This window comes from Streptomyces sp. NPDC058326, assembly GCF_042879855.1.
Classification (GTDB): Bacteria; Actinomycetota; Actinomycetes; order Streptomycetales; family Streptomycetaceae; genus Streptomyces.
On the sequence record NZ_JBHVZO010000012.1, the window covers coordinates 14,327 to 39,960 of the forward strand.

Annotated in this window: 14 protein-coding genes; 7 read left to right on the forward strand and 7 right to left on the reverse strand. The window is 72.7% G+C overall.

Annotated features, from left to right (window positions below):
* Positions 1 to 7: 7 nt before the first annotated feature.
* Genes ACFVYX_RS21945 through ACFVYX_RS21965 form a run of 5 tightly spaced genes read right to left on the reverse strand, consistent with a single transcriptional unit; the run spans position 8 to position 13,288 of the window.
* Positions 8 to 1,978, reverse strand: a complete 1,971-nt coding sequence (locus ACFVYX_RS21945; protein WP_389683095.1) for a hypothetical protein — start codon at positions 1,976 to 1,978, stop codon at positions 8 to 10.
* Positions 1,975 to 5,910 carry a DUF5682 family protein gene (locus ACFVYX_RS21950; RefSeq protein ID WP_389683096.1) on the reverse strand — a complete coding sequence of 1,312 codons (3,936 nt, stop codon included), beginning with the start codon at positions 5,908 to 5,910 and terminating at the stop codon, positions 1,975 to 1,977. The genes ACFVYX_RS21945 and ACFVYX_RS21950 overlap by 4 nt, the downstream gene beginning before the upstream one ends.
* A gap of 3 nt (positions 5,911 to 5,913) precedes the next feature.
* Positions 5,914 to 7,137, reverse strand: a complete 1,224-nt coding sequence (locus ACFVYX_RS21955) for an AAA family ATPase (RefSeq protein WP_389683097.1) — start codon at positions 7,135 to 7,137, stop codon at positions 5,914 to 5,916.
* Entirely contained in the window at positions 7,134 to 12,431 is a 5,298-nt protein-coding gene (locus tag ACFVYX_RS21960; protein WP_389683098.1) for a hypothetical protein, read from the reverse strand. The genes ACFVYX_RS21955 and ACFVYX_RS21960 overlap by 4 nt, the downstream gene beginning before the upstream one ends.
* Positions 12,428 to 13,288: a DUF4132 domain-containing protein gene (locus ACFVYX_RS21965; protein ID WP_389683099.1), complete on the reverse strand. Its 861-nt coding sequence runs from the start codon at positions 13,286 to 13,288 to the stop codon at positions 12,428 to 12,430. Before ACFVYX_RS21965 ends, ACFVYX_RS21960 begins: the two co-directional genes overlap by 4 nt.
* 703 nt (positions 13,289 to 13,991) lie before the next feature.
* On the opposite strand from ACFVYX_RS21965, the gene ACFVYX_RS21970 reads away from it, so the two are divergent.
* Positions 13,992 to 14,777 carry a hypothetical protein gene (locus tag ACFVYX_RS21970; RefSeq protein WP_389683100.1) on the forward strand — a complete coding sequence of 262 codons (786 nt, stop codon included), beginning with the start codon at positions 13,992 to 13,994 and terminating at the stop codon, positions 14,775 to 14,777.
* 201 nt (positions 14,778 to 14,978) lie between these two features.
* On the opposite strand, the gene ACFVYX_RS21975 is transcribed toward ACFVYX_RS21970, so the two are convergent.
* On the reverse strand, positions 14,979 to 15,548 hold the full coding sequence (locus tag ACFVYX_RS21975; RefSeq protein WP_389683101.1) for a DM13 domain-containing protein: 570 nt from the start codon (positions 15,546 to 15,548) through the stop codon (positions 14,979 to 14,981).
* Positions 15,549 to 15,928: 380 nt separating this feature from the next.
* On the opposite strand from ACFVYX_RS21975, the gene ACFVYX_RS21980 reads away from it, so the two are divergent.
* Positions 15,929 to 16,696, forward strand: coding sequence for a class E sortase (locus ACFVYX_RS21980; RefSeq protein ID WP_389683102.1), 768 nt, complete (start codon positions 15,929 to 15,931; stop codon positions 16,694 to 16,696).
* An 85-nt stretch (positions 16,697 to 16,781) separates the two neighbouring features.
* Here ACFVYX_RS21980 and ACFVYX_RS21985 read toward each other — a convergent pair whose 3' ends face one another.
* On the reverse strand, positions 16,782 to 18,125 hold the full coding sequence (locus ACFVYX_RS21985) for an ROK family protein (RefSeq protein ID WP_389683103.1): 1,344 nt from the start codon (positions 18,123 to 18,125) through the stop codon (positions 16,782 to 16,784).
* Between the two features lie 136 nt (positions 18,126 to 18,261).
* Between ACFVYX_RS21985 and ACFVYX_RS21990 the strand changes: the two genes are divergently transcribed.
* The 5 genes from ACFVYX_RS21990 (at position 18,262) to ACFVYX_RS22010 (ending at position 25,509) form a co-directional block, all read left to right on the forward strand.
* Positions 18,262 to 19,566: an ABC transporter substrate-binding protein gene (locus tag ACFVYX_RS21990; protein ID WP_389683104.1), complete on the forward strand. Its 1,305-nt coding sequence runs from the start codon at positions 18,262 to 18,264 to the stop codon at positions 19,564 to 19,566.
* A gap of 11 nt (positions 19,567 to 19,577) precedes the next feature.
* On the forward strand, positions 19,578 to 20,570 hold the full coding sequence (locus tag ACFVYX_RS21995) for a carbohydrate ABC transporter permease (protein WP_389683105.1): 993 nt from the start codon (positions 19,578 to 19,580) through the stop codon (positions 20,568 to 20,570).
* 28 nt (positions 20,571 to 20,598) lie between these two features.
* Positions 20,599 to 21,438, forward strand: coding sequence for a carbohydrate ABC transporter permease (locus tag ACFVYX_RS22000; protein ID WP_389683302.1), 840 nt, complete (start codon positions 20,599 to 20,601; stop codon positions 21,436 to 21,438).
* 95 nt (positions 21,439 to 21,533) lie between these two features.
* On the forward strand, positions 21,534 to 22,931 hold the full coding sequence (locus ACFVYX_RS22005; protein WP_389683106.1) for a GH1 family beta-glucosidase: 1,398 nt from the start codon (positions 21,534 to 21,536) through the stop codon (positions 22,929 to 22,931).
* A 382-nt stretch (positions 22,932 to 23,313) separates the two neighbouring features.
* Positions 23,314 to 25,509 (forward strand): discoidin domain-containing protein, encoded by a 2,196-nt coding sequence (locus tag ACFVYX_RS22010; protein WP_389683107.1) that lies wholly within the window; start codon positions 23,314 to 23,316, stop codon positions 25,507 to 25,509.
* Positions 25,510 to 25,634: the final 125 nt, after the last annotated feature.

The following is a 25,634-nucleotide window of genomic DNA, read 5'->3' on the forward strand; positions in this document are numbered from 1 at the left end:
ACTCCGTTTACGCCACGGTCCCTCCCGGCCCCCGGCCCGGGGCGGACGGCGCCGAGGTCGCACCCCGCTCCGTCGGTTCCCAGGCTGCCGCGCACAGGGACTCGGCCACGGCGGCCGTGTAACGGGCGGCGGTGAGCCAGCGGGTGGCGAAGCCGTCGGTGTCGGCGGGCAGGAGGCGGCCGAAGAGGTCACGATCGCGTTGGGCCGCCGCGGCGCACAGGGCGGTGAGGAGTCCGGCGGCCGTGGGCAGGCCCCCGCGGCGGATACGACGGGTCTCGGCGGTGATGTCGCCGAGCATGCCGAGGGCCGCACGGCCCGCCGTGACCGTCTGTTCGACCCGGCGCTCCAGGAGGTACAGGGGCGACAGCTCGCCCGACCCGCCGGGCTGCGGCGCGACGGGAAGCACGGGGGCAGCCGGTGCCGGAAGGTCGGCGCGGCGCAGGCGGTCGAGGCCCAGGTCGATTCTGCCCTCACCGGTGGGGTGCGAGCAGGCCAGGAGGGCGAGCCGGGGGTGGAGGGCGGGCACCAGACGCCCGATGATCCTCAGCCGTGTCCCCGGCGCCGTGGCCAGCAGCATCAGATTGTCGCGGTGGGCCAGCGCCGGGTCGTCGTCGGCGACGGTGAGCCGGACGGAGATGCCTCCCTCGCACAGCGCGAGCAGGCAGACTCCGCCCGACTCCCCTACCGGGCCCAGGAGTTCGACGTCCAGGAAGAGGAGGTCATTGCCGCCGTCGTCCGGATCCGCGTAACGGGAGGTGGACCGCAGGGCACGCGCGGCCTGTTCGCCCGGGGGCGTCGCCCACAGGGCGGCGAGTGGCGGCTCCGTCCATGCCGCGCCCCGGGCAGTGACGGCTCTGACGCCCTTCCCGGCGCCCAGCCTGCCGTCCGGCGAGACCATCGCCCCCGAGACCGCCAGGCCGGCCCGGCCCAGCTCGCGGTGGGTGAGCGCGCTGTCCCCCAGGCGCACCGCCCGGTCGGCCACACCCAGAGCTCGCCCGACGCCGCCGGGTGCCACGTCACCGACCGTGCACAGACGGCCGTCGGGACCGGCGACCCAGGTACGGACCCCGCCGTGCCCCGAGTCGGTGACCACGGGTTCGGTGAACAGGCCGTACAGGCGCAGCGAGCCGTCCGGGCTGTACGGGCGGCGTGCCCGGCCCCTGACAGCGGCCAGCTCCGCTCCGGACGCCGTCCCCACACGGTGCGCGGTGCCCAGGAGTTCGGCCAGAGCCGTGACGAGGCCGGAGGTCCGGTAGGACGGATCCTTGGAGCGGGCCGCGCGCAACAGCGTGACGACAGACAGCGCGGCGCCCGCGGCGCGCGGCAGGTCCCGCAGGCGCGCGGTGTGCGCGGCGCGCAGGAGAGCCGACTGGGTGACGGCGCCGGCCCCCTCGACACCGGCCTCCAGCACGGCAGCGCCCGCCGACCACAGAGCGTCGGCCGCAGCACGCTGCGCCGGGGTCGCCACCACGGGCACGACGCCGGGACCGGAGGCCGGACCCGTAACGGAGGCAGCTTCGCCGCCGGGGCACGGAGCCGGGCCCGTATCAGAGACGGCTTCCGGGCCGGGGCCGGGGGCCGGACCCGTGACAGAGACAGCCTCGCCGCCGAGGCCCGGAGCCGGGCCCGTTACGGAGGCGGCTTCGGGGGCCTCACCGGTGGGCCGGGCGGCGGGCTCCGGCACCGGGTCCGCCGTGGGGGCGGCGCAGGCGGCGGCCGCGCGGTGGATGCAGGCCGGGGCGAGAAGGCAGCCGCAGGTGATGGCGTCCGGTGACGCCACCACACCGCCGGGAGCATGCAGGCGCAACGCGGTCTCGTCGTCGACCTCGATCGACACCGTGTCCCCGTCACGGCGCCTCGGGCAGGCACCGACCTTGGTGACCGCCGCGTCAAGACGCTTGCGCAGCCGGGGTGAGAGGTCCTCCACCAGCGTTGCCGTGACCTCCGGCGCGACGGGTGGCAACGGGATGGCGGTCATACGGTCTTCTCCCCTACCCAGCGGGCCAGCTCGAGTGGGCTGAGGGCCGCCACGGGCATGCCGGCGGCCACGAGCTGCCCGGCGACACCCGTCGAGTAGCGGGGACGGCCCGCGTCATCGAGACTCGCGCACCCCAGAACATGACAGCCCGACGACACCAGAGCGCGTACCTCGGCCAGCAGTCCACCCAGCGGCGCGCCCTCCTCGAAGTCGCTGATCACGACGACGAGGGTACGGGTGGGCACCGCGACCAGGCTGCGGGCATGCCACAACCCGGCAGCGATGTGCGTGCCCCCACCCACGCTCACCTCCAACAGGAGGGAGAGAGGATCACGCACGTGCCCGGTGAGATCGACGACCTCCGTGGAGAAGGCCAGGAAATGGGTGCTCAGGGTCGGCACACCGGCGAGCACGGAGGCGGTCAGCGCGGACCAGATCGTGGACGCCTCCATGGAACCGGAGACGTCGGTGACCAGGATCAGGCGCCAGTCGGCCGACCTGCGGGCGCGACCGCGGAAGACCGGCTTCTCCGGGACCACCCGGACCGTTCCCTCCGCCGTCCGGCGTGCGGTGGCCAAGTTGGCACGCAGCGTGCGCGGCAGGTCCAGTCCGCCGCCCGGGCGGCGGGTGGGCCGGGCCGACATCATGCCGGTCAGGGCGGGCCGCAGCCGGGTGGCGAGCTCCCGGGTCAGTTCGTCGACCAGGCGGCGGACCAGGGGCCGGAGGGCGGCGAGGCGGGCTTCGGGGAGGCCGCCGGCGTACCGCAGGACGGTTCGGAGCAACTCCACGGAGGGGGTGGCGGCCGCCGGGTCGATTTCGGCGAGGACATCCTGCCGACCGGTGACGGCCGCGGCGGCAAGGACCTCCTCACGGATACCGGGGCCGAACAGCGCGGCCAGCTCCTCGGACCACTCGCGGACACCGGGGAACGACGGTTCCCGGCCGCCACGCGGCCCGGAGCCGCCACCGCGACCCGGGCCGGGCAGGCCACCGCGGGACCCCTCGCCGTGTCCCGCGCCGTAGAGCTCGTCCAGAGCGGTCGCCAGCCGGGCGGCACCGGACGGCAGTCGGTCCGGACGGCGGCCGAGCACCAGCCGCCACCGGTCGGCGGGCGCGAGGGTCCGCGCGGAGGCGGCCTCGGCGGAGGCTGTGGTGGTGGGGGTGGTGGCGGGTGTGACGAGAGGGCGCGTGACGGCGGGGTGGCCGGACGGCGGCGGGAACCCGTCGTCGTACGCGGCGGGTGGCGGGACGGGCAGGCCGAGGCCGGTCAGGAGCTCCCGGGCCGCGAGGTCGGCGGCCGTTCGGCGGGCCAGTTCGGCCGGGCCGTCCGTGTCGAGGACGCCCACCCGTTCGCCCAGCCGCTCCTCGACGGTGTCCAGCAGCCGGTCCCGGGCGGCCGGGCTCAGCGTGTCGAAGCCACCGCGCAGGGCCGGCAGCCGGGCCAGGAACCCGGTGTCGTCCAGCTCGACGACCCGGTGCAGCAACGGGTCCAGGGCGCCGACGCCGACCGTCAGGAGCGGGCCCGCCACCGTCAGAACGCCGGTGAGGCGGGCGGTGAGCGCGGCCCGGGAAGTGCTGTCCGCGGCTCCGTCCACCCAGGAGGCGACACGCACCCCGAAAGACTCGGCCTCTTCGTGACCGGTGAGCACTCTGACCGCTCCGGCGGCCGCGGCGATCAGCGGGCTCCCGTCGGCAGCAAGCCGGGCGAGGGCGTCGGTGAGCCGGATGCCACCCACCCGGTCGGCGCGCTGGGCCAGTTCGAGCAGCGCCCGGGCGTCCTCGGGCTCCCCGGAACCGGTCAGACCGTCGACCTGGCGGACCGCCGCCGAGGTCAGGACGTCAGCCGCGTGCGCGGTGCGGGCGGCACGCACGGTGGCGGTGGCGTCCCGGGCTTCGGAGACCGAGGGGTCGCCGGGCGCGCTCAGGCCCGGCAGATGACCGGCGTCGATGCGGTCCAGCAGGTCGAGCCCGGCGAGGAGTTCGGGAAGGGTACCGCTCGCCGGGAGTACCGCCGCCAGCTCCGCCAGCCGTTCGTCGGCCAGGGCGGGGAGCCCGCACCCAGCGGCCTCCGTGAGGCCCCGGACAACCTGCGCGGCCGTCGGACCGCCCTCCGCGCGCTCGGCCGCGTGCCGCTGCCTCAGCACACCTTCCGCCGCCTGAGCAAGGGTCACACCACAAACCCCGCCGGCGGTCAGCATCGCCGCGGTCGCGGGGGTCCACCGCACCTGCCAGCGGGTGGTGAGTCCCTCCGTGCCCGCCACACCGGTCACCCTCTGCTCCTGCGCGTAAGGGACGCCGCACACCACCAGCCTCCGCAGCAAAAGCTCACGGCGCCGGTCCAGGACGGACCGCACCGGATCGAGCCGGAGGTCACGCGGTGCTCTCTCGTGCGCGTCCTCCGGCCCAGGAAGGGAAAGCGCCGCGGTCTCGGCCTCGACGTCGGGACCGAGCCCGCTGCGCGGAGCGGCGGGCGCGGGCCGTCCGGTACGGGCTCCGACGAGTACGCGTTCGAGGGCTTGGGCGACGGCGCGGCCCGTGCCGTAGGTCTCGCCGCGCCCCAGCACCGTCTGCACGGCTTCCAGGAATTCACCGCGGCCGGGGGCGGGCAGGTCCCGCAGACGGGCCAGGTCACCGGCCACTCGGACGACCTCCTGGCCGTCCGCCGGGCCATAAGGGTGGCCCTGTTCACGCAGGGCGGCACAGACGCGGACCGCGGTGCGGATCAGCGCCTCGTGCAACGCGGCCGGATCCCCGGCTGCGTCCAGGACGGTGTGCTGCCACTCCGGATCGCGGATACCGGCCGGGTAGCCGGACCGGGAGTCGAGCAGCGGGTACGTGTATGGGATCAGGGAGACCGTACAGGCCGCCACCCCGGCAGCACCGTTCAGATGACCGCCGGCACCCGGCACGGGCACGGCGACGGACACGGCCGGTGCGGCCGGCGCGGGGCCTCCCGCGGGTCCGGAAACGGACACGGACGGTGTGCCTGGCGCCTGACCACCCAAGAGCCCGGAGACAGACGTGCCCGGTGCAGCCGGCGCCGGGCCACCCGCAGGCCCGGAGGCGGACGGCAGCAGCGCCGGGGTGTGGAAGGCTCCCACCACCACGGCGGGCCGCCGCCCGTTCGCCAGGGCTTCGGCGACATGTCCGCGCATGCATGCCTCGCGCGCCAGGTCGGTGCCCTGCACCCCGCCCCGCGCCTCCGCCTCGTGGCGCAACGCCCAGCCGGTGAGCAGGGCGGCGCGGCGGAGCGCCTCGGGAGTCGAACCGGGTGCGGCGGCCTCCACGAGCCGGTCCCACAAGTCGTCGCCGTCGCGGCCGGTGAGCCGGGACCGCAGCACGGCTGACAGCCCGTACCCCTCCCCTACGGGCCCGGGGCCGGCACCCGGGACAGGGGCGGGGGCGGGGGTGACCGGGCCGCCGTCCGCCCACACCCGGTCGGCCAGCGGCAGATCACAGGCCACGGCCGGGACCCCGTTTCGTGCCGCCCAGCGCAAGGCCACCAATTCGGGTGAAAAGTCGGCGAACGGGTAGAAGGCGGGTCCCCGTTCGCCTGCCGAGCCCGGCCCGGGTCCGTCGGCGGGCACGGCGGCCAGCGCCACCGGGGCCTCGGTCTCCTCGTGGGCGAGCCAGCCCAGCCAGGGCTGGAACTCGGCGGGCAGTTCCACGAGGAGGACGTCGGGAGCCGCCGCGTCCAGCAGTGCCGGGACGACAGCCGCCAGCGACGGCGCGTGGTGACGCACCCCGATCAGAAACGGCAGCCCGGGTCCGGTCGCCGAGAGGGCCGCCACCACAGCTTCCGGAGTGACAGTCCCAGCCACCGGACCCTGGGCCGAGGAAGCCGCGTGGGACACGTTGACGGTGGACCGCGTCTCGGGGGTGGACCCCATCTCCGGCACGGAACGCGTCACGGAGGTCGTCGACTCACTCATCCGTCAGTTCTCCAGCACCGCACGCAGGTCCCACAGGGCACGCCAGGTAGCCGACCCCTGCTCCGCACGCCTTCGCACCGGCCCGTCCCAGTACCCCAACAGCCGCACCGCATCCGCCGGGTCGTCCTTTCGGACGACCCCGAGCAGATGGCCGGGCAGCAGGGAGAGCACGTCCCGGTCGCCGGGGAAGTAGGCGGCGGACAGGCCAAGGGAGCCCGCGACGGAGACCGCCTCCGCCGTGCTCATCACCGTGGAGGGGCGCTCGACCTCCCAGCCCTCGACGGAGCGCCCCTCGCGCAGGTCCCGGAAGGCGGTGACGAGGGCTTCGAGGACCGCGTCGTCCACCTGGTAGGCGGCGCCCGCCCGTTCGACGGCCGCCCGCGAGTGGCGCCTGACGAGCGCGGTCTCGGCGTCCATGTCCCCGATGGGGCCCACGGTCTCGAAGTTGAAACGCCGCTTCAGCGCGGCGGACATCTCCGAGACGCCCTTGTCCCGCAGGTTGGCGGTGGCGATGAGGGTGAACCCGGGGGCCGCGTGCACCTGGGCGCTCTCGCTGCCCGCGAGCTCGGGAACGGCGATCCGCCGCTCGGAGAGCAGTGACACGAGGGCATCCTGGACCTCCGGCAGGCAGCGGGTGACCTCCTCGACGCGGGCGACGGCCCCCCGGGTCATGGCGGTGAGCACCGGGGAGGGCACCAGAGCCTGCTCGGTGGGGCCCTGGGCGAGCAGCAGCGCGTAGTTCCAGCCGTACTTGAGCTGGTCCTCGGTGGTGCCCGCGGTGCCCTGCACGGTGAGCGCGCTCGTTCCGCAGACGGCAGCCGACAGCAGCTCGGAGAGCATGGACTTGGCGGTGCCGGGTTCGCCCACGAGGAGGAGTCCCCGCTCTCCGGCGAGGGTGACCACGCACCGTTCGATCAGGGCGCGTTCGCCGACGAACTTCTGCTCGATCACCAGGCGGCGCGGCACCCCGGCTCCGGGCCGGGCGCCCTTCGGCAGGCTCAGTGCCTCTCCGGCGCTGCCCATCACGAAGGTGACGACCGCGCGGGGGGTGAGCAGCCAGCCGGGTGGGCGCGGCCCGGAGTCGTGGGCGGCGAGGAAGGCCAGCTCGGTGGCGTACCGGTCCTCGGGCGGTGTGACCTGGCGGTGCTCCCGGCCGGGCGCCTTCGCCTGGTCCGGGATACCGCCCGTGGTGGTGCTGTCCATGGTGGTCGTGGTGTCGTTCGTCATCGGCGGCGGCCCTTCCGGGTTGCGCGGGTGTCCAGTTCTTCGAAGGCGGGGGCGTCGCCGCCGCGGACCCGTGCCCAGGCGGCTGCGAACAGCGCGGGTACGGGGAGGTGGGGCAGGGTCCGGGTGGATCCGGCCACGGGGTACAGGCGTTCCTTCCAGGTCTCCAGCGGGAGCCCGGGGGCGCCGCGTTCCAGCCAGCCGCAGGGGAGGAACAGGGTGCGGCCGGCGCGGGAGCGCTTCGCCTCCACGACGAGGTCCGTGGCGGCGAGTTCCGCCCGGGCCTTCTTGACCCGTGCCGGCTTCCACCCGGTCCAACGGACGCAGTTGCGGTCCGTCGGGTCGGGCAGGGCGAGCAGCATCAGGTACAGGGCGGCGGCATCCGTGCTCAGGCTGAGGGCGTCGGCTGCCTCGGCCACCAGGTCCGGCACCGCGCGTGTCGGGTCCTGGGCCGGGTGGTGCGGGGTGTCGTCGGGGGCGCCCGCCGAGACCAACGCATCGGTCTCTTCGCTCAGCAGTGCGCGCAGGGCGAAGAGATCGCCGGTGCTGTGGCTGCCGACGGTGCCCTCGAGAAGGCCGAACACCGGGTCGTCCGGGCCTGCCAGGCCGGCCGGGCGAATCAGCAGCTTCTCGTGACTTCCGTGTCCGGGGGCGAGGAGCAGCGCCGTGCCGACCCGGACCAGTCCGTCGGCGTCGGCGCCGCCGGACTCGGGGAGACCGTGGGCGGCGCGGACCATGGCGCCGATCGAGCCACCCGACTCGGTCCAGTGCAGACCGAAATCGAGGACCAGGTCCGGGTCGGCGAGGCGGCCACGCAGGGCCGCGAGCCCGAGGGGCAGGTGCGCCCGCAGGGGATGCCCGTACGGCAGCGTGTAGGCGAGGGTGCGCAGGGCGGTCACGGCGGAGGAGACCGAGCCGCGTGCGCCCACCAGGCTCAGACCTGGGCGACCGGTGCCGTCCTGGACGGCGGTGCCGTGGGCGAGCCAGGTCCGGGAGCCCGTGTTGAGGATCAGGTCGACGGCGCCGGAGGTGGTGCCCGAGAGGTCGAGGTCCAGTTCCTCGGGGACGCGGACGAGGGCGGCCAGACGCTGCTGCCAGACCTCGGCGGCGGCCCGGACGTCGGGGCCCGTGGACCACAGCTCGGCCGGGTCAGCGGGCAGCAGCGCCTGGATCAGGGCGTGCCGGTCGTCGCGGGGCAGGGCGTCCAGCCTGGCCTGGGCCTCCTCGAAGGCACGTGTCTTCGCCCCGAGCAGCGCGAGCGCCTCGGCGCCGGGCTCCTTGACGGCTGCCGACAGCAGGGCGGTGGACTGGAGGGGACCGATTCCGGTGGCCGCGTGGAACGCCTCGGCGGTCTCCGGACGCCACGGTGCCGGGCCCTGCTCCCGTACCAGAGCGGTGAGCCGGGTGAGCCGATCACGGGCGATGCCCTGCCGGTGGACGTTCTCGTGGTCCAGGGTGAAGCCGGGGACGGGACCGAAGGCGCCGGTGGGGTCGTGGTCCAGGGCGAGCCAGCATGCCGCGTCGTCCCGGGAGTTCCGGCCGCGGTCGGCGAGGACCACGACCGTGCGGGTGCCCTTGCGCAGTACCTGGCCGAGGCGGTGCACGGCCTCGGGGCGTCCGCGCCCGGGTGCCCCGGCGCCGAGCGGTTCAACGAGTTCCACCTGCCGGAGCGTGCCCGCCGGGTCGGCAAGGGGGCCCGTGGCGAGGGCCTCCAGCAGCGCGAGGAGCCCGGTGCGGTGCTCGGGGGAGGTGGTCGCCGCGGCGGCCCGGTAGGCCAGTTGGGGCAGCTTGTCGAGGAGGGAGGTCCAGGTGAGGGCGTCGCCGGGCACGGTGTACTCGTCCCGTTGCCAGCCGTCGGCCGGGGTGAACGGGACCTTGGACGGCACCGGCGGGCCGAACGCCGGCTCGCCGCCGAGGACATGGTTGACGGCGAGGATCTGCCGGATCACGGTCCACCGGTTCCCGGCTCCCCACCAGTTGCCGTGCATCCGCTCGGAGCCCCAGGCGGTGGCGTCCCGCAGGGTCGTGTCGTCGCCGTGCTCGGGCGCGTGATCGAAGAACATGCCCTGGGTGCGCGCGGTGTCCCGGGGAGTGGCCGGCTGCACGGGCTTGGGCGGTTCCAGGTACCGGGCGGCTGCGACAGCCCGGTCCACCGCGTTCCGTACGAGCGCGGTGACTCCCGCGAGGAGCCGTGCGTCGGACACCTCGGGCAGCACCCGGGCGGCGGCCTCCTGGCTCATCTCCCGCGACGACGGCCCGGTGTACTCCTCGGCGGCCCGGAACGCCTCCAGGTGCCGGGCGACCGCGGCGGCCACCTCCTCGATCAGCTCTCCCGCGCGGGAGTCCGTCAGGTTCCGCAGGGCGGCGGAGCCCCGCTCGTCCCTCGGACGCAGGGCGTGCCAGTAGGCGACGGGCGGCACGTAAGGTGTGCCGGCCGCGTCGTTCCCACCGGAGGAGTCGAGGGTGACGGACCACAGGCTGCCGCCGGTGCCGTCCGTGTCCGCGGGGTGCGCTTCGACGGAGCGGTGGCTTACGGCCAGGACCGGCCGTGACCCGCCGGGCAGGGTCAGGGCGCCGAGCGGCACCGGGGAGCCGCCGCCGGGCAGCGGGTGCGGCAGGGACACCGTGTGGCCGTCGGGGGTGCCGGCGACGATCCGGTGTCCGTCGGCGGGGGCGGCCGTGCCGGGCTCGGTGACCGTGCAGCGGACCCAGCGGCCGAGGACCGTGCCGTCCGTGCCGAACGGGGTGGTCTCCAGGCCGGGCTGGATGGGCAGCACCTGGCAGCGCTCGGTGAGCAGCCGGGTGCCGTCCCGCACGCCGGAGCGGAGGAAGGCGGGGAGGGACGCGCGGCCGTGCGTGCCGCCGACCGGGTCGTACTCCAGCCACACCCGCTGCGTGCCCTGGTGGCCTTCGCGCCAGTGACCGGTGCCGTCGGAGATGATGGCGCGCTGGGGCGGGAGGGAGGTGTCGCCCGCGTACAGGGCCTTGCCGCCGGTGGTGCGGCCGCCGTCGGGCAGCGGCAGGCAGACCTCGTCCGAGGGTCCGGAACCGCCCCAGCGGGGGATCTGTTCGCCGCCGACGGTGAACACCTCGGCGGGCCGGTGCGACCAGTAGCCGCGCAGCTTGCCGTCCTCCCACCAGATGACCAGCAACTCGCCGTCGACGTAACGGAAGGCGAGATTCCGCCAGTGGTCGACGGTGGCGGGCAGCCGCAGGGTGTGCCGCAGCAGGACGCCTTCCGGGCCGACGACGACGGCCCGTTCGAGAGTGTTCAGGATCAGCGCGGGCCAGGCGCCGGTGACACCGACACTCTCCGCCCGGTGGCGCCTCTGAGGCACCGCGGCGGCCTCGGCGGCCAGTTCGGCGTAGGTGTCGTCGAGTGCGGGCCAGCCCAGTTCGTCGAGGACGCCGGTGCGCAGGGTGGAAGCGAGCAGCGGCACGACATCGTGGCCCTCGAGGAGTCGCACGGCCTCCGGGGCGACGTCCGCGACCACGGCGCGGAAGGCCGAGAGCCTGTTGAGGGTGGTGCGGAGCCCGGGAAGTCCTCGCGCGGCCGTGTACTCCTCGGCGCGGGCGGTCAGCCACTCCCGCAGGATGCCGGAGAGCACCGGGTGCGCCGCCAGCTTCGCCATGCCGGCGTCGCTCAGCCGTTGACCGCGTCCGTCGCCGAGGTCGCCGACGTTCCGGCTCAGAAGGGCGCGGAAGACCGGCCGTTCGGCGACGGCGGTGAGGTCCCGCGCGCCGGACGCGGTGTCGGTGAGCCACGGGCCGACCGGGACACCGAGATGCCGCGCGGTGTCCGTGTCTTGGTCGTCCGGCTCGGCGACGGGGACGCCGGAGGCCAGGCAGAGATCGAGCAGGTCCAGGTCGGCGGTGCGCTGCCAGCGGCCGTGGAACAGCTCGACGGGACGCCCGTCGGCGCGCAGCCGGTCCGCCATCCGGGCGGCCAGACCGAGGGTCTCCGGGCTGCGGCCCGGGGCGACCCGGTTGCGCCGGCGGTGTGCCTCCCAGCGGGCGAGCCAGTCCGCCGCGGAGACGGAGGGGTCGGAGGCGGAGGGGGAAGCGGGGCCGGAGGGGGCGTTGCCTGAGGGGTCGGAGGGGGAGGCGTAGTCCGAGGGGGTGGCCGGGCCTGAAGGGGCGGCCGGGCCTGAAGGGGCGGCCGGGCCTGAAGGGGCGTTGCCGGAGGCGGCCGGGAGGGCGGTCAGCAGGTCCTCGGCGCCGGACTCGGCCAGCAACTCGAGCCAGCCGCGTTCGCCGTCCGTGTCCCGGTCGCTCTCGCTGAAGGTCTGCGGGAAGAAGCCGAGGAGCCGGGCCCGCACGGCCGCGTCCCGTCGGGCGAGGGCGACGAGCGCGGAGCGGTAGGTCGACCAGAACGAGGCAGGGGCGCGGACGACTCCCGGGGAGCCGATGAGATCGGCCACCAGATCGCGTTCGGCGGCCTCGCGGTCCAGTCCGGCGGCCCTGACCAGCGCGCGCACGTCCTGCGGCAGCGCCGCGTACGGTGGCATGCCGGCCGCGCAGCGCTCGACCAGCAGACGGCGGAACTGCGCCCAGGCGTCCGCCGGTGCGAGCCGGGCCACCAGGTCACGCACGTACTGCCGCAGCGCCTTGACGGTCAGCGCGCCGGCGAAGGCGAACTCCAGGAAGACGGCCCGCTGCCGGTCCTCGTCCACGACCAGCCCGTGCACCCGCTCGGCCTCACGGGCCTTGCCGAAGAAGGAGGCGGCGTAGGTGGTGTTCTCGGCCTGGAGGAAGAGGCGTGCCACCTGCTCGTAGTAGGTGGGGAGGAAGTGGGGCACCGCCCGGCCGAGGCGGGTGCCGAGTGTGTCGAAGCCCTCCTTGGCCGCTCCGGCGCGGGTCCTGGCCTGCCGGCCCAGCCGCTCGATGTCCTTGACCAGGGCCAGGGCGTGGTGCCCGTTGGCCGGGTCGTTGACCAGTGCCCAGGCCGGGAAGCCCAGCGTCTCGCGGCGCACCTGGCCCACGACGGGGGCCTCGGCGGTACGGGCAAGCCCGAGGAACTCCAGGGCCAGGTCCTCGGCTTCGCCGAGGGTGCCGGTCACGAGCCGGACCACGGGGCGGTCGCCGAGGGCGGTGTGCGCGTAGGTGCGGGCGGTCAGCGCGTCGGCGTCGTCCCGGTCGGTGGTGCCGGCCGGGAGGATCGCGCCCGCGTCCAGCAGGGCCGCCGCACGGGCCTCGGCGGCGGGGGTGGAGGTGCCTTCGCCCCGGGCCTGAGGGCGGAGGAGCGCCGCTTCCTCCGCAGTCGTGTGCGCGTGGGTGTTCGTCGTCGTGGTGCTCATGCCGCCCGCTCCTCGTCCTGCACGTCGCGGCCGGCGTAGAGCGCCGCCGCCATGCGCATGCCCTCGGACCACGCGACGGGGCCGACCTCGGCGGCCGTCAGCGCGCGCCCCCCTGGGTCGGTCCAGCCCAGCGGGCCCGTCTCGGTGCCGTACTCGTCGTATCCGTCGTGCTCGCCGATCCAGATGCGCGCCTCGGCGGTGGCGCCGTCCTCGACGACCGGGCAGACCGCGTATCCGCCGCGGGACCGGTACCCGAGCTGGGTGACGCGGCCGTGCAGGAACCGCAGTTCCTTGAACACGCCGCCGGCGTAGGTGTCCACGGAGGTGGTGTCCGGGGCGAGGCCCGGCGGGCGGCGCCACACCTCGCGGAACAACTGCTCCACGTTCTGGCGCACCTCCAGTTCGACCGCGAACTCCCGCAGCTCGTCGAGGTCGTCGAGGAGGACGGGGTGGGGGACGCTGACGACGTCGGGGGTGATGCGGACCGTGTCACCGTCCAGGTCGACGAGGCCGAGACCGCGGTCGGGGTCGACATCTCGCAGGAACCCGGCGACCCCACCGTCCGCGCCGGTGACCACCACGTCCCGCAGGGCCGCCTGCCACGCGGGGTCGGGCCAGACCCGGACGAGTACGGCCGTGGGGACGGGCAACGAACGCACCATCCACTGCTCGACGTCGGTCAGGCACTGGCGTTCGTGCCGCTCCAGCCACTCGGTCAACTGCCGGAGCCCGACGACCGCCGGGTCTTCCTTCAAGCCGGCCGGGACGGACTTCAGCCGCCGTCCCTTCCCGTTCCGGCAGACCACCTTGCCCGCTTCCAGGGCGACTTCGTAGTCGCCCGCAGGAACCCACCCCATGCGCTGTTCTCCCCGTTGTTCCGGACGGCCGCCGAACCGGCGGCACGCTGATGAACCCGTCGATGGCAACGCACCGTGACGGTGAAAAGGACTCTAGGCGTCCCCAGTGACAATCGGTCCAAGCCCCCCTCCCCTTCGCCGTACGGGCCCACGTCCCTGGAGGCCGGCGAAGATCCCGGGCTCTGGCAGCTCGCGGGGTGGAGTTCGTTCCCTGGGGAGCGCGTTCCGTTCCCTTGAGCTCGCTTTGGGCGGAGAAGAGCCTCCCACCTCGATCCAGAAGTGGGTGGCGCGCCATCCGCTCGCTACGGGGTTCGGTGTCGCTGTCGCTGTCGCTGTCGGGCTCTTCCTTTCCGTGTTCGACACCGGTCTGATCACGCTGGCATTGGCCGTACTCGCTGGACTGATCTACGGCTTGACAGCGGCTGCTGAGCGTCGTCGGCAGGGGCGTCTCGAGCGCAGGTGGCCGGCCCGCCGCGGGAGCGTCCAGCGGCATGGTCGTCCGGCGTGCCGGTGCGGCGTCGTTCGAGGGACCAGGCGGACGGCGGCGGGAGGAGAACGGGGCACCCGGCACAGCGGGTGGGCGCCGTGACAGCCGGTTCGACTCCGCCAGGGATCGAACCGGGCCTGAACGACGGATTCACTCACGTCCGCCCTTCTGAGGTGCCCCACAGAGCCGGATCAGGCGTATGAAATGCTCGCCGCAATGAATACGAACACGCGCACCGTCTCGCCGCGTCGGCGCGGCACAGCCCTCGCCTTCGCCGCCGCGGTATGCGGCGTGACCCTGCTGACCGGCTGCGACGACGGCTCCGCGGGCACGGCCGCTCCCGCAGGTTCGGCATCGGCCTCCGGCGCCACGACCACCGCGCCCGCCGCGCCCGACGCTTCTGCGGACAAGGCCTTCGACCCGGGCAAGGCCCTCGCCTCGGCCGCGAAGAAGCCCTACGCGGCGAATGTCATGGTGACGAGCGAGACGCGCGGTATGCCCTCACTGACCATGAGCGGCCGGGCGAACCTCAACGGTCTCTTCACGGGGCGCATGGAGATGAAATCCCTCGGCAGAACGACCGAAGTGGTCACGACGGCGGACACCAACTACTTCCGCAGCATCGAATTGGCCGGCGCCCAGTGGACGACGACACCCCGCACCGACAACAGTGGCCTGGCCAGCTACGAGGGGTACGCCAAGCTGCTGCTCGACGCGGGCCCCTCCGCGCGCAAGGGCATGGAGGATCAGGACGGCGTCGCCACCTATCACCTCTCGGGCCGTCTCAGCGTCGCGCAGATCGCCTCCGTCGACCCTCGCACCCATGCCTCCATGAAGGCCAAGGGTGTCACCGGCTTCGACTGCGACCAGTGGATCGACAGCCAGGGCCGCACCCTCCGCTTCGAGCAGCGCTTCGAGCTCCGCGGTGTGAAGGCGGCCAACAAGGCCACCTTCAGTGATTTCGGGCCCGCCGAGAAGTTCGACGCGCCCACCAGCGGCTGAGCCGCGGAGTACCCAGCCGTCGCTTCTCTCCGGCTCCACGGCCCGGCCTGGCAGGGGCTGCCGGCAGGCGTCCGGAGCCGACCGGGCTCGATCCCATGCCGTGCTGCCCGGGCGACGGCGGCAGCGCGCCAAGCGGCGTTGTGGCAACGTGCGCCCGCGGTGCGCGACGCACGGCGGGGGGGGGCGGCCGGCCGGGCGGGATCAGGCGCGGACGAGGGCGGCGGCACCGAAAGAGACGTCGAAGCGGTCGCACCAGATGCTGACGCTGGGGTACTTCGACCAGTCGACAGCGGCGGGCAGCAGGTAGTTCTGGTTGCCCTTGTTTCCCTTGAGCTTCGCGAGGTTGACATAGCGGCCGTCGTCGAAGACACCCCAGCCCGCCCGTCCTTCCTTGACCGGTGCGTCGCTCAGCCAGACGCGCAGATCGGGGCCGTTGCTCGTGTCGAGTCCTTCGAGGCGGAGAGTATGGCTCCCGTCGGCAAGACGGACGACCTTCACCGTGCCCGTCGTCGCGTGTTCGTGGCTGATGAAGGCACCCCGCGCAAGCGTCACCGGCCCCGCGGGCGCGGACGTCACGGCGGCCGAGGGACTTGCGCCCGTCGACGGGGCCGCTGATGTGGCGGCCGGAGCGCTCGCGGAAGGCAGCGCTTCGTCAACGGTCTCGTCGACCCACAGGGCCCAGGGCTTGAACCACACCAAGCCCACCGCCGCGACCGCCACGGCGGCCACGACGAACCCCGCCCACAGCTTCTTCCGGCTGTCGCGTCCCACAGGACGTTCCCCTCTCTCTCGTCGGCCTGCCCGCTGCCCGTGTCCGCCCACAGCCCTCTTCGCGAAACCCCTCAGGACGGGACGGGTTCCGGGCACGGGAGCCCTCAGCCGTCCCGAACACGGCAGAGCATTCCGAGACAGTATGAAGGTCGGTCAGGCGCATGTGACATGAACGCGTGTGACATGAAGTCGCACCACGCCGTCCCGGCGAATGGAGGGCGGCTCGTCATGGGTGTCGTGAGTGACCAGCCGGTGAAACGACGAGGGCCGCGTCGGCAGTGTACGGACTGAAACCGTGAGCCGCACCGGGATCGCAGTGCCGTCGGCGCAGCGCATGCGCCCTGGGTGCCGGGGCGGCAGGATGGGGCCATCCTGGGGGTATGGGTGCCGAACAGGGCAGGGTTCTCCCCGAGAGACCGCGCAGCGGGCGGAGCTCCCGCTCCCCCCGTGTCGCCGTCGCCGGTGTCACCGCAGTGATCATGGCCCTCGGCGCGTCGGCCGGATGCTCGGGCGGCAGCGGTACCTCCACGGGCGCCCACGGCCCGACCTCCGTCGTCCCCTCCGCCGCGTCACCGGTCCTCTCCGCCACGGCCTCGCCGGCCACCGCGGCCACGTCGCCGGCCCCCACGCCACGCGGGCCCGTCGCCGCCGAGATGTCCATACCGTCCATCGGCGTCGAGGGACTCGACATCGTGCCGTACGAGGGCACGACCGACGACCGGGCCGGCACCCGCATCCAGGATCGTGGCGTGGCGGCGAGTCCCTACGGGGAGCACGGCGGCGTGGGGCCGGGCGAGGTCGGCAACTATCTCGTGACCGCCCACCGTCTCTCCGCCGGCGGGCCCCTTCGGGAACTGCCCTCGGTCGAGGCGGGCGACAAGATCCACATCACCACTGAGGACACCGTCTACACCTACGAGATCACCGAGACCCGGACCACGTCATTCCGCTCAGCCCGCTCGCTCGCCGAACAGCGTGCCCCGGTACCGGGCGAACCCGGAGAGAAACCCACCCGGGCCATGATCACACTCTCCACCTGCGCGACACCCGAGGACAACGCCGCGGGCAACTTCTGGCGAGACGCGCAGAACAACCCCGAACACCGCATCGACAAGATCGGCGTCCTGACCTCGACACGGCCCGCCTAGGAACCCGCGTCCAGACCGCAGTCGGCCACGGCACGCCCTGCGGGGTCCTGCTCGGGTTCACCGTGCACGGGCCGCCGTGGTCCGCTCAGGTGGACACCCTGTCCTGGAGCGCCGACTGCCAGGCGGGGGGCGGAGTGCTGGGCCGTCTCTCGGGGCGGCGGCCGCCCTGGGCAAAGAAGTCGACGAGGGGCAGCAGGGCCGCTCCGACCGTGACCGCCTCCGGGCCGAGCGTGCCCAGGCCGATGCCGGTGCGGCTGGCCGGGTACGTCAGCGCGTACTCCTTCGTGTAGCTCTTCACCGTTTCGAGGAAGCGGGTGCCGAGCTGGAGGCCTGCCCAGCCGCCGACGAGGATGCGTTCGGGCTGGAAGAGGTTGATGAGGTCGGCGAAGCCGGCGCCGAGGTACTCGGCGGTCTCCTCCAGGACGGTGAGCGCGGTCGCGTCGGGGGCCGCCGCCGGGTCGGCCGGGTACGCGGCGGCGAGCATCGCCGTCAGGGCGGTCTCCTCGTCCGCGCCGGCCGGGGGCCGGCCCCCGGCCTCCCGCCACCGTTCCAGAAGGGCTTCCGCGCCCGCGTACGCCTCCAGGCAGCCCCGGGCCCCGCAGCGGCAGCGGCGGCCCCGGACCCGTACCGTCAGATGACCCCACTCCACGGCCCGCCCCGGCCCCAGCGGATCGGTGACCACACAGGCGCCGACACCCGAGCCGAACAGCACGATCACGGCACTCTGCGCGCCCCGCCCCGCGCCGAACCACATCTCCGCCTGCCCGAGGGTCTTGGCGCCGTTGTCGATCCAGTACGGCACCTCGGCCGGCAGCTCCACACTCTCCCGCAGCAGCCGCTCCAGGGGAACGCCGTCCCAGCCGACCGTCTGGCCGTGCACCACCGCACCGTCCCCGCCGTCCCGCGCCACGATGCCCGGAACACCGACGCCCACACCGAGAAGCCGCTCCGCGGGCACGCCCGCGGCCCGCAGCACCTCCGCGATACCTTCGCGGAGGTGGGCGACGACCAGGTCCACGTCGTAGCGGGCCGTGCGGGGGCCGGAGCTGGCCAAGGGGCGCTCCGCTCGCGCGAGCTCGGTGAGGGTGAGGTCGAACAGCTCGATCCTGATCCGCGTCTCACCGATGTCGACGCCGATCATGAAACCGCTGGCGGGGGTGATCCGTACGAGGGTGCGGGGGCGGCCGCCGGCCGAGTCGACGCTGCCGGCCTCCTCCACCAGGCCCTCCGCGACGAGCTCCGCGACGACGTTGCTGACCGAACCGGAGCTGAGACCGGTGGCAGGCCCGAGCATGAGGCGGCTCATCGGGCCGTCGAAGTACAGCCTGCGCAGCACGGCGGTGCGGTTCTCACGCCGCAGGTCACGCACCGTACGGCCAGTTCTCGCGTGCACGTGGGCCCCCGTCTCTGAAGTCGTTCGTCGCAACATACCCGCACGACAAGCCTTGACGCGACCTTCTCATGGGGTTTAACTCACATCCTAAATTAAGCCGGTGTGACGGCGGGGCTTCCGGACGCTCACCGCACCGGCCCCCCGTCGTCGTCCCCGAAAGGGCCCACGAGCCATGCGCAGAGTCAGAGCCGCTGTCACCGGTGCCGTCACCCTCTCCCTCGTCCTGACCGCCACCGCCTGCGGCGGCGGTGAGGGGAGGGAGGCGTCGCCGAAGACCCTCACCTACTGGGCCACCAATCAGGGCTCCAGCCTCGAGGTCGACAAGAAGGTCCTGCAGCCCGAGCTCGACCGGTTCGAGAAGCAGACCGGGATCAAGGTCGAGCTGGAGGTGATCCCCTGGTCCGACCTGCTCAACCGGATCCTCGCCGCGACGACGTCCGGCCAGGGCCCCGACATCCTCAACATCGGCAACACCTGGAGCGCCTCCCTGCAGTCCACGGGGGCGCTGCTGCCCTGGGACGAGAAGAACTTCGAGGCCATCGGCGGCAAGGGCCGCTTCGTCGACTCCGCGCTCGGCTCCACCGGCGCGGCGGGCAAGGATCCGGCCGCCGTGCCGCTGTACTCCATGGCGTACGCGCTCTACTACAACAAGAAGATGTTCAAGGACGCCGACATAGCCAAGCCGCCGACCACCTGGGACGAGCTGATCGCCGCCGGCAAGAAGATCAGCAAGGACGGGAAGTGGGGCATCGGCGTCGAGGGCTCCAATCTCTCGAACAACATCCACCAGGTCTTCGTGCTCGGCAAGCAGCACGGCGCCGACTTCTTCACCGCCGACGGCAAGCCGGACTTCACCTCCGACGGAGCCGTCGCCGCCGTCAAGCAGTACGTCGATCTCATGGCCGCGCAGAAGATCGTCGCGCCCGGCAACGCCGAGTACGCCCAGAACCAGTCCCTCAGCGACTTCGCCAAGAACAAGACCGGCATGGTCCTGTGGCAGACCCCGTCGCAGACCTTCGAGTCCCAGGGCATGACCCCGGAGGAGTGGGGTGTCGTCCCCGCCCCCGTCCCGTCCGGCAAGCCCGGCGCGGGCCGTCAGACCAACTCCATGGTCGCCGGCATCAACATGGCCGTCTTCAAGAACACCAAGAACCTCGACGGTGCGCTGAAGTTCGTCAAGTTCATGACCAGTGACGACGAGCAGATCCTCCTCAACAAGGCGTACGGCTCTGTCACGCCGGTCAAGTCCGCGCAGGACGACCCGGTGTTCGCCGACCCGTGGCTCGCCGTCATCCGCGACACCCTCGCCACCAGCGCCGCGGCCCTGCCGCAGGTCCCCGAGGAGTCGCAGTTCGAGACGGTCGTCGGCACCGCCGTCAAGGAGCTGTTCGCCGACGCCGCCGCGGGCCGCACGGTGACCACGGAGTCCGTGCGGGCCAGGCTCGAAAAGGCCCAGCAGCAGATGCCCAAGAAGTAGGCCGCCCCGTCATGACCGAAACCGTCGTCACTCCCCCGAGTGAGCGGACGGTGCGCAAGGCCACACCCGGAGAGGCGCGCGCACCACGCCGCTCCGGGCGTCGCCGCATCGCACTGCCGTATCTCCTGCTCCTGCCCGCCCTGCTCCTCGAACTCCTCGTCCATCTCGTCCCGATGCTCATGGGCATCACCATGAGCTTCAAGGAGCTCACCCAGTTCTTCATCCGGAGCTGGTCGGATGCGCCCCGGTCGGGTCTTGACAACTACACCGTCGCGATCGACTTCGACGCTCCCGTCGGCCAGGCGCTCCTCTCGTCGTTCCTGACGACGTGCGTGTTCACCGTGCTGTCCGTGGGGCTGTGCTGGCTCCTCGGTACGGCCGCCGCGATCTTCCTCCAGGAGAACTTCCGGGGCCGCGGCATCCTGCGGACCCTGTTCCTCGTGCCGTACGCCCTGCCCGTCTACGCTGCCGTGATCACCTGGGCGTTCATGTTCCAGAGGGACAACGGCCTAGTCAATCACGTCCTCCACGACCAGCTCGGCATCGGCGAAAGCCCGGCCTTCTGGCTCATCGGGGACAACAGCTTCTGGGCCCTGCTCGTCGTCTCCGTCTGGAAGGGCTGGCCGTTCGCCTTCCTCACCGTCATGGCGGGTCTGCAGAACATCCCCCGGGACATGTACGAGGCGGCCTCTCTCGACGGGGCCGGCGTGTGGAAGCAGATCCGTCACATCACCCTGCCGTCGCTGCGGTCCGTCAACCAGGTCCTCGTGCTCGTCCTGTTCCTGTGGACGTTCAACGACTTCAACACGCCGTTCGTGCTCTTCGGCAAGGCGGCCCCCGAAGCCGCCGACCTCATCTCGCTCCACATCTACCAGTCGTCCTTCCAGACGTGGAACTTCGGCACCGGCTCCGCCATGTCCGTGCTGCTCCTGCTGTTCCTCCTCGTCGTCACGGGCGTCTACCTCCTGCTCACCACCCGCGGAAGGAAGGCCACCGATGTCTAGGCACGCCCAGCCGGTTCCGCGCTCCCCCATGGCCGCGTCCCGGTCGTTCCTCTGGACCCGGCGGATCTTCCTCACCCTGCTCACCGCCTTCGTGGTGCTGCCGGTGTACGTGATGGTCTCCAGCTCGCTCAAACCCCTTGAGGACGTGTCGGGGAAGTTCGAGTGGATCCCGTCGGGGCTCACGCTGCGCCCGTACGTCGACATCTGGGAGACCGTCCCGCTCGCCGACTACTTCGTGAACTCGATCGTCGTCGCGGGCGCGGCCACGGTGTTCTCGGTGGTCGTCGCGATCTTCGCCGCGTACGCCGTCAGCCGCTACACCTTCCGGGGCAAGCGGGTCTTCACGGTGACGGTCCTCTCCACCCAGATGTTCCCCGGCATCCTCTTCCTGCTGCCGCTCTTCCTCATCTACGTCAACATCGGCAACGCCACCGGCATCGCCCTCTTCGGCTCCCGCGAAGGGCTGGTCCTCACGTATCTGACCTTCTCGCTGCCGTTCTCCATCTGGATGCTGACCGGGTACTTCGACTCGATCCCGCGAGAACTCGACGAGGCCGCCAAGGTCGACGGCTGCGGACCCGTCAGCGCGCTGTTCCGGGTCATCGTCCCGGCCGCCTCCCCCGGCATCATCGCGGTCGCCGTCTACGCCTTCATGACCGCCTGGGGCGAGGTCCTCTTCGCCTCGGTCATGACCAACGACTCCACGCGGACCCTCGCCGTCGGTCTCCAGGGGTACGCCACCCAGAACGACGTGTACTGGAACCAGGTGATGGCCGCCTCCCTCGTGGTGAGCGTCCCCGTCGTCGTCGGCTTTCTGCTCCTCCAGCGCTATCTCGTCGCCGGCCTCACCGCGGGTGCGGTCAAGTGACGCCCCTGCCCGCAGCGGCCCGCCTCCCGGCACCGGCGCCGCCCTTCTCCGTACCGACGACGCCCCTGTCCCCATCGCACACGAAGAGGTTCCCTGTGTCCGAATCCACCGACGCCGACTCCCGCGCCTCCCTCGACCTGGAGGCCTTCCCACCGGACTTCGCCTGGGGCACGGCGACCTCCGCCTATCAGATCGAGGGCGCGGTCGCGGAGGACGGCAGGGCTCCGTCCATCTGGGACACCTTCTCCCGTGTCCCCGGCGCGATCGACAACGGCGACCACGGTGACACCGCCTGCGACCACTACCACCGCTGGCCCGAGGACATCGCCCTGATGAGGGAGCTCGGGACGGACGCCTACCGGCTGTCCGTCGCCTGGCCGCGCGTCGTCCCCGGCGGCGACGGGCCCGTCAACGCGGCCGGGCTCGACTTCTACGACCGGCTCGTCGACGGCCTCCTCGACGCCGGGATCACCCCGTCCGTCACCCTCTACCACTGGGACCTGCCACAGGCCCTCCAGGACCAGGCCCGCGACAGCCACGGCGGCTGGACCGAGCGGGCCACCGCCGAGCACTTCGCCGCGTACGCCTCCGTCGTCGCGGAGCGCCTCGGTGACCGGGTCACCCGCTGGGCCACCCTCAACGAACCCCTCTGCTCGGGGTGGATCGGTCACCTGGAGGGCCGTATGGCCCCCGGGCTCACCGACCTCACGGCCGCCGTGCGCGCCTCGTACCACCTCCTCCTCGGGCACGGCCTCGCGACCCGCGCCATCCGCGCCGCCGCCCCCGGCGCCCGGGTCGGACTCGTCACGAACCACTCGACCGTCGCGCCCGCCTCCACCCGGCCCGAGGACATCGCCGCCGCGGCCCGTATGGACGGCCACACCAACCGCTGGTGGCTCGACCCGGTCCACGGCCGCGGCTTCCCCGTCGACATGCGCGAGCTGTACGGGGTCGAACTGCCGGAGCGGCAGGGCGACATGGAGACCATCGCCGCCCCGCTCGACTGGCACGGCCTCAACTACTACTTTCCGGTCACGGTCGCCGACGACCCGGCGGGGCCCGTCCCGTACGCCCGCGAGGTCCGCCTCCCCGACGTGCCACGCACCGGCATGGACTGGCAGATCGACGCCGGCGGCCTGGAGGCCTTCCTGCTGCGGCTCACCGAGGAGTACGGCATCCGGGAGCTGTACGTCACCGAGAACGGCTCGGCGTTCCCCGACAGCGTCGGCCCCGACGGCGCGGTCCACGACCCGGAGCGCGCCCGCTATCTGGAGCAGCACCTCGCGGCGTGCGCCCGCGCCCTGCGCAAGGGCGCCCCGCTCGCCGGGTACTACGCCTGGTCGCTGCTCGACAACTTCGAATGGGCCTACGGCTACGACAAGCGCTTCGGCCTCGTGCACGTCGACTACGCCAGCCAGCGCAGGACCGTGAAGACGAGCGGCCGCCGGTACGCGGAGATCGTCCGCGCCCACCGGGAGGCGACCGCCGGCTGACTCTCGGCCCGTGGTGAGCACGGGGCCCTCGGGCCGGGCGGCCTTCCGTGGAGGACGGGGGCGCTCCGTTCCGCGGGGGGCTGTGGCGTGCGGTGCGGCGGCCCGGGCGGTGCTGTCGGGGGCGTCCCCCGGCCACCTCCCGGGCCGCCTCTCACGTTCCGTACCGGGAGCGCAGGTCCTCCTGCCGCCTACGGCGGTGCCCTCGCGGACCCGCTCGGCAACCGGTCCGCCGATCGTGTCGCGGCGCGACAGGTCGCCACTTAATGAAAGACAAAAGAAAAGCCGTGTCCTATGCCTTGACCGTCAACTCGCCGCGCAGGCAAGGTTTCGAAAGAGCGCGAGAGCGCTCTCCCACCTTTCCCCATGCATCCAGAGGAGACCCATGTCTTCCGTCGGGTCACCGCCGGTCCACCGGCGCCCCGCCTCAGCCGTCCGACGGGCCACCGTCGGCGCACTCGTCTCGGCGCTGGCCGGCAGCCTGCTCGCCCTGGCCCCCGCCACGACGGCACACGCCGCCCCCACCCTGCTCTCGCAGGGGAAGACGGCCACCGCCTCCTCCACCGAGGGCCCCGCCTTCGCCGCGAGCGCCGCGTTCGACGGCAACCTCACCGGCACCCGCTGGGCCAGCTCCTGGCAGGACGCCCAGTGGCTCCAGGTCGACCTCGGCAGGAGCGCCACGCTCAGCCACGCCGTCCTGACCTGGGAGGGCGCCTACGGCAAGAGCTACCAGATCCAGTCCTCCGAGAACGGCACCGACTGGCGGACCGTCACCTCCGTCGCCGCCGGCGACGGAGGCACCGACGACGTCACCCTCTCCGGAACCGGCCGCTACATCCGGATGAACGGTCTCACCCGGGCCACCGGATACGGCTTCTCCCTCTGGGAGTTCCAGGTCTACGGCAGCACCGACGGCGGCGGCCCGACCCTGCCCGGCGGCGGCGACCTCGGCCCCCACGTGCACGTCTTCGACCCGTCCACGCCCGGCATCCAGGCCAAGCTGGACCAGGTCTTCCAGCAGCAGGAGTCGGCCCAGTTCGGCTCCGGCCGACACGCCTTCCTCTTCAAGCCCGGCACGTACAACAACCTCAACGCCCAGATCGGCTTCTACACCCAGATCGCCGGACTCGGCCTGCGCCCCGGCGACACCACCATCAACGGTGACGTGACCGTCGACGCCGGCTGGTTCAACGGCAACGCCACCCAGAACTTCTGGCGCGGCGCCGAGGGCCTGACCCTCAACCCGGTCAACGGCACCAACCGGTGGGCCGTCTCGCAGGCGTCCTCGTTCCGCCGCATGCACGTCAAGGGCGGCCTCAACCTGGCGCCGAACGGCTACGGCTGGGCCAGCGGCGGGTACATCGCCGACTCGAAGATCGACGGCCAGGTCGGCAACTACTCGCAGCAGCAGTGGTACACCCGGGACAGCTCCATCGGCGGCTGGTCCAACAGCGTCTGGAACCAGACCTTCTCGGGCGTCCAGGGCGCTCCGGCCACCTCGTTCCCCGAGCCCCGCTACACCACGCTCGACGCCACACCGATCTCCCGCGAGAAGCCCTACCTCTACCTCGACGGCAGCGAGTACAAGGTGTTCGCGCCCGCCAAGCGGACCAACGCCCGCGGCACCAGCTGGGCGGCCGGCACCCCGCAGGGCGAGTCCATCCCGCTGAGCCAGTTCTACGTGGTCAAGCCGGGCGCCACCGCCGCCACGATCAACCAGGCACTGGCCCAGGGCCTGCACCTGCTCTTCACCCCGGGCGTGTACCACGTCGACCAGAGCATCAACGTCAACCGCGCCAACACCATCGTGCTCGGTCTCGGCCTCGCCACGATCATCCCGGACAACGGCGTCACCGCGATGAAGGTGGCCGACGTCGACGGCGTCCGGCTCGCCGGATTCCTGATCGACGCGGGCCCGGTCAACTCCCCGACCCTGCTGGAGCTCGGACCGCAGAACTCCGGCGCGGACCACGCCGCCAACCCCACCACCGTGCAGGACGTGTACATCCGCATCGGCGGCGCCCACGTCGGCAAGGCCACCACCAGCATGGTCGTGAACAGTGACGACACGATCATCGACCACACCTGGGTGTGGCGCGCCGACCACGGCGAGGGCTGGGGCTGGGAGACCAACCGCGCTGACTACGGCGTCCGGGTCAACGGCGACGACGTGCTCGCCACCGGCCTGTTCGTCGAGCACTTCAACAAGTACGACGTCGAGTGGTACGGCGAGCGCGGCCGCACGATCTTCTACCAGAACGAGAAGGCGTACGACGCCCCCAACCAGGCCGCCATCCAGAATGGCACCACGAAGGGGTACGCCGCCTACCGCGTCGACGACTCGGTGAACACCCATGAGGCGTGGGGTCTCGGCAGCTACTGCAACTACAACGTGGACCCGACCATCGTCCAGGACCACGGCTTCAAGGCACCCGTCAAACCGGGCGTGAGGTTCCACAGCCTCCTCGTGGTGTCCCTCGGCGGAATGGGCCACTACAACCACGTCATCAACGACACGGGGGCGTCCACCATCCCCGCCGGCACCTCGACCGTGCCGTCCACCGTCGTCTCCTTCCCCTGACGGTCTGACGGTCCCGCCGGGGGGCGCCGCCCTCCCGCGCGCCCCCGCCCCCCCCCCCCCCCCCCCCCCCGCAAGGCGCCCCCAAGAACCCCATAACCCAACCCACGCCCAAAAACGCCGGGGGC

Coding starts and splice junctions, on each gene's coding strand:
- ACFVYX_RS21945 (WP_389683095.1), bottom strand. CDS start 1,978: ATGACCGCCATCCCGTTGCCACCCGTCGCGCCGGAGGTCACGGCAACG.
- ACFVYX_RS21950 (WP_389683096.1), bottom strand. CDS start 5,910: ATGAGTGAGTCGACGACCTCCGTGACGCGTTCCGTGCCGGAGATGGGG.
- ACFVYX_RS21955 (WP_389683097.1), bottom strand. CDS start 7,137: ATGACGAACGACACCACGACCACCATGGACAGCACCACCACGGGCGGT.
- ACFVYX_RS21960 (WP_389683098.1), bottom strand. CDS start 12,431: ATGAGCACCACGACGACGAACACCCACGCGCACACGACTGCGGAGGAA.
- ACFVYX_RS21965 (WP_389683099.1), bottom strand. CDS start 13,288: ATGGGGTGGGTTCCTGCGGGCGACTACGAAGTCGCCCTGGAAGCGGGC.
- ACFVYX_RS21970 (WP_389683100.1), top strand. CDS start 13,992: ATGAATACGAACACGCGCACCGTCTCGCCGCGTCGGCGCGGCACAGCC.
- ACFVYX_RS21980 (WP_389683102.1), top strand. CDS start 15,929: ATGGGTGCCGAACAGGGCAGGGTTCTCCCCGAGAGACCGCGCAGCGGG.
- ACFVYX_RS21985 (WP_389683103.1), bottom strand. CDS start 18,125: ATGTTGCGACGAACGACTTCAGAGACGGGGGCCCACGTGCACGCGAGA.
- ACFVYX_RS21990 (WP_389683104.1), top strand. CDS start 18,262: ATGCGCAGAGTCAGAGCCGCTGTCACCGGTGCCGTCACCCTCTCCCTC.
- ACFVYX_RS21995 (WP_389683105.1), top strand. CDS start 19,578: ATGACCGAAACCGTCGTCACTCCCCCGAGTGAGCGGACGGTGCGCAAG.
- ACFVYX_RS22000 (WP_389683302.1), top strand. CDS start 20,599: ATGGCCGCGTCCCGGTCGTTCCTCTGGACCCGGCGGATCTTCCTCACC.
- ACFVYX_RS22010 (WP_389683107.1), top strand. CDS start 23,314: ATGTCTTCCGTCGGGTCACCGCCGGTCCACCGGCGCCCCGCCTCAGCC.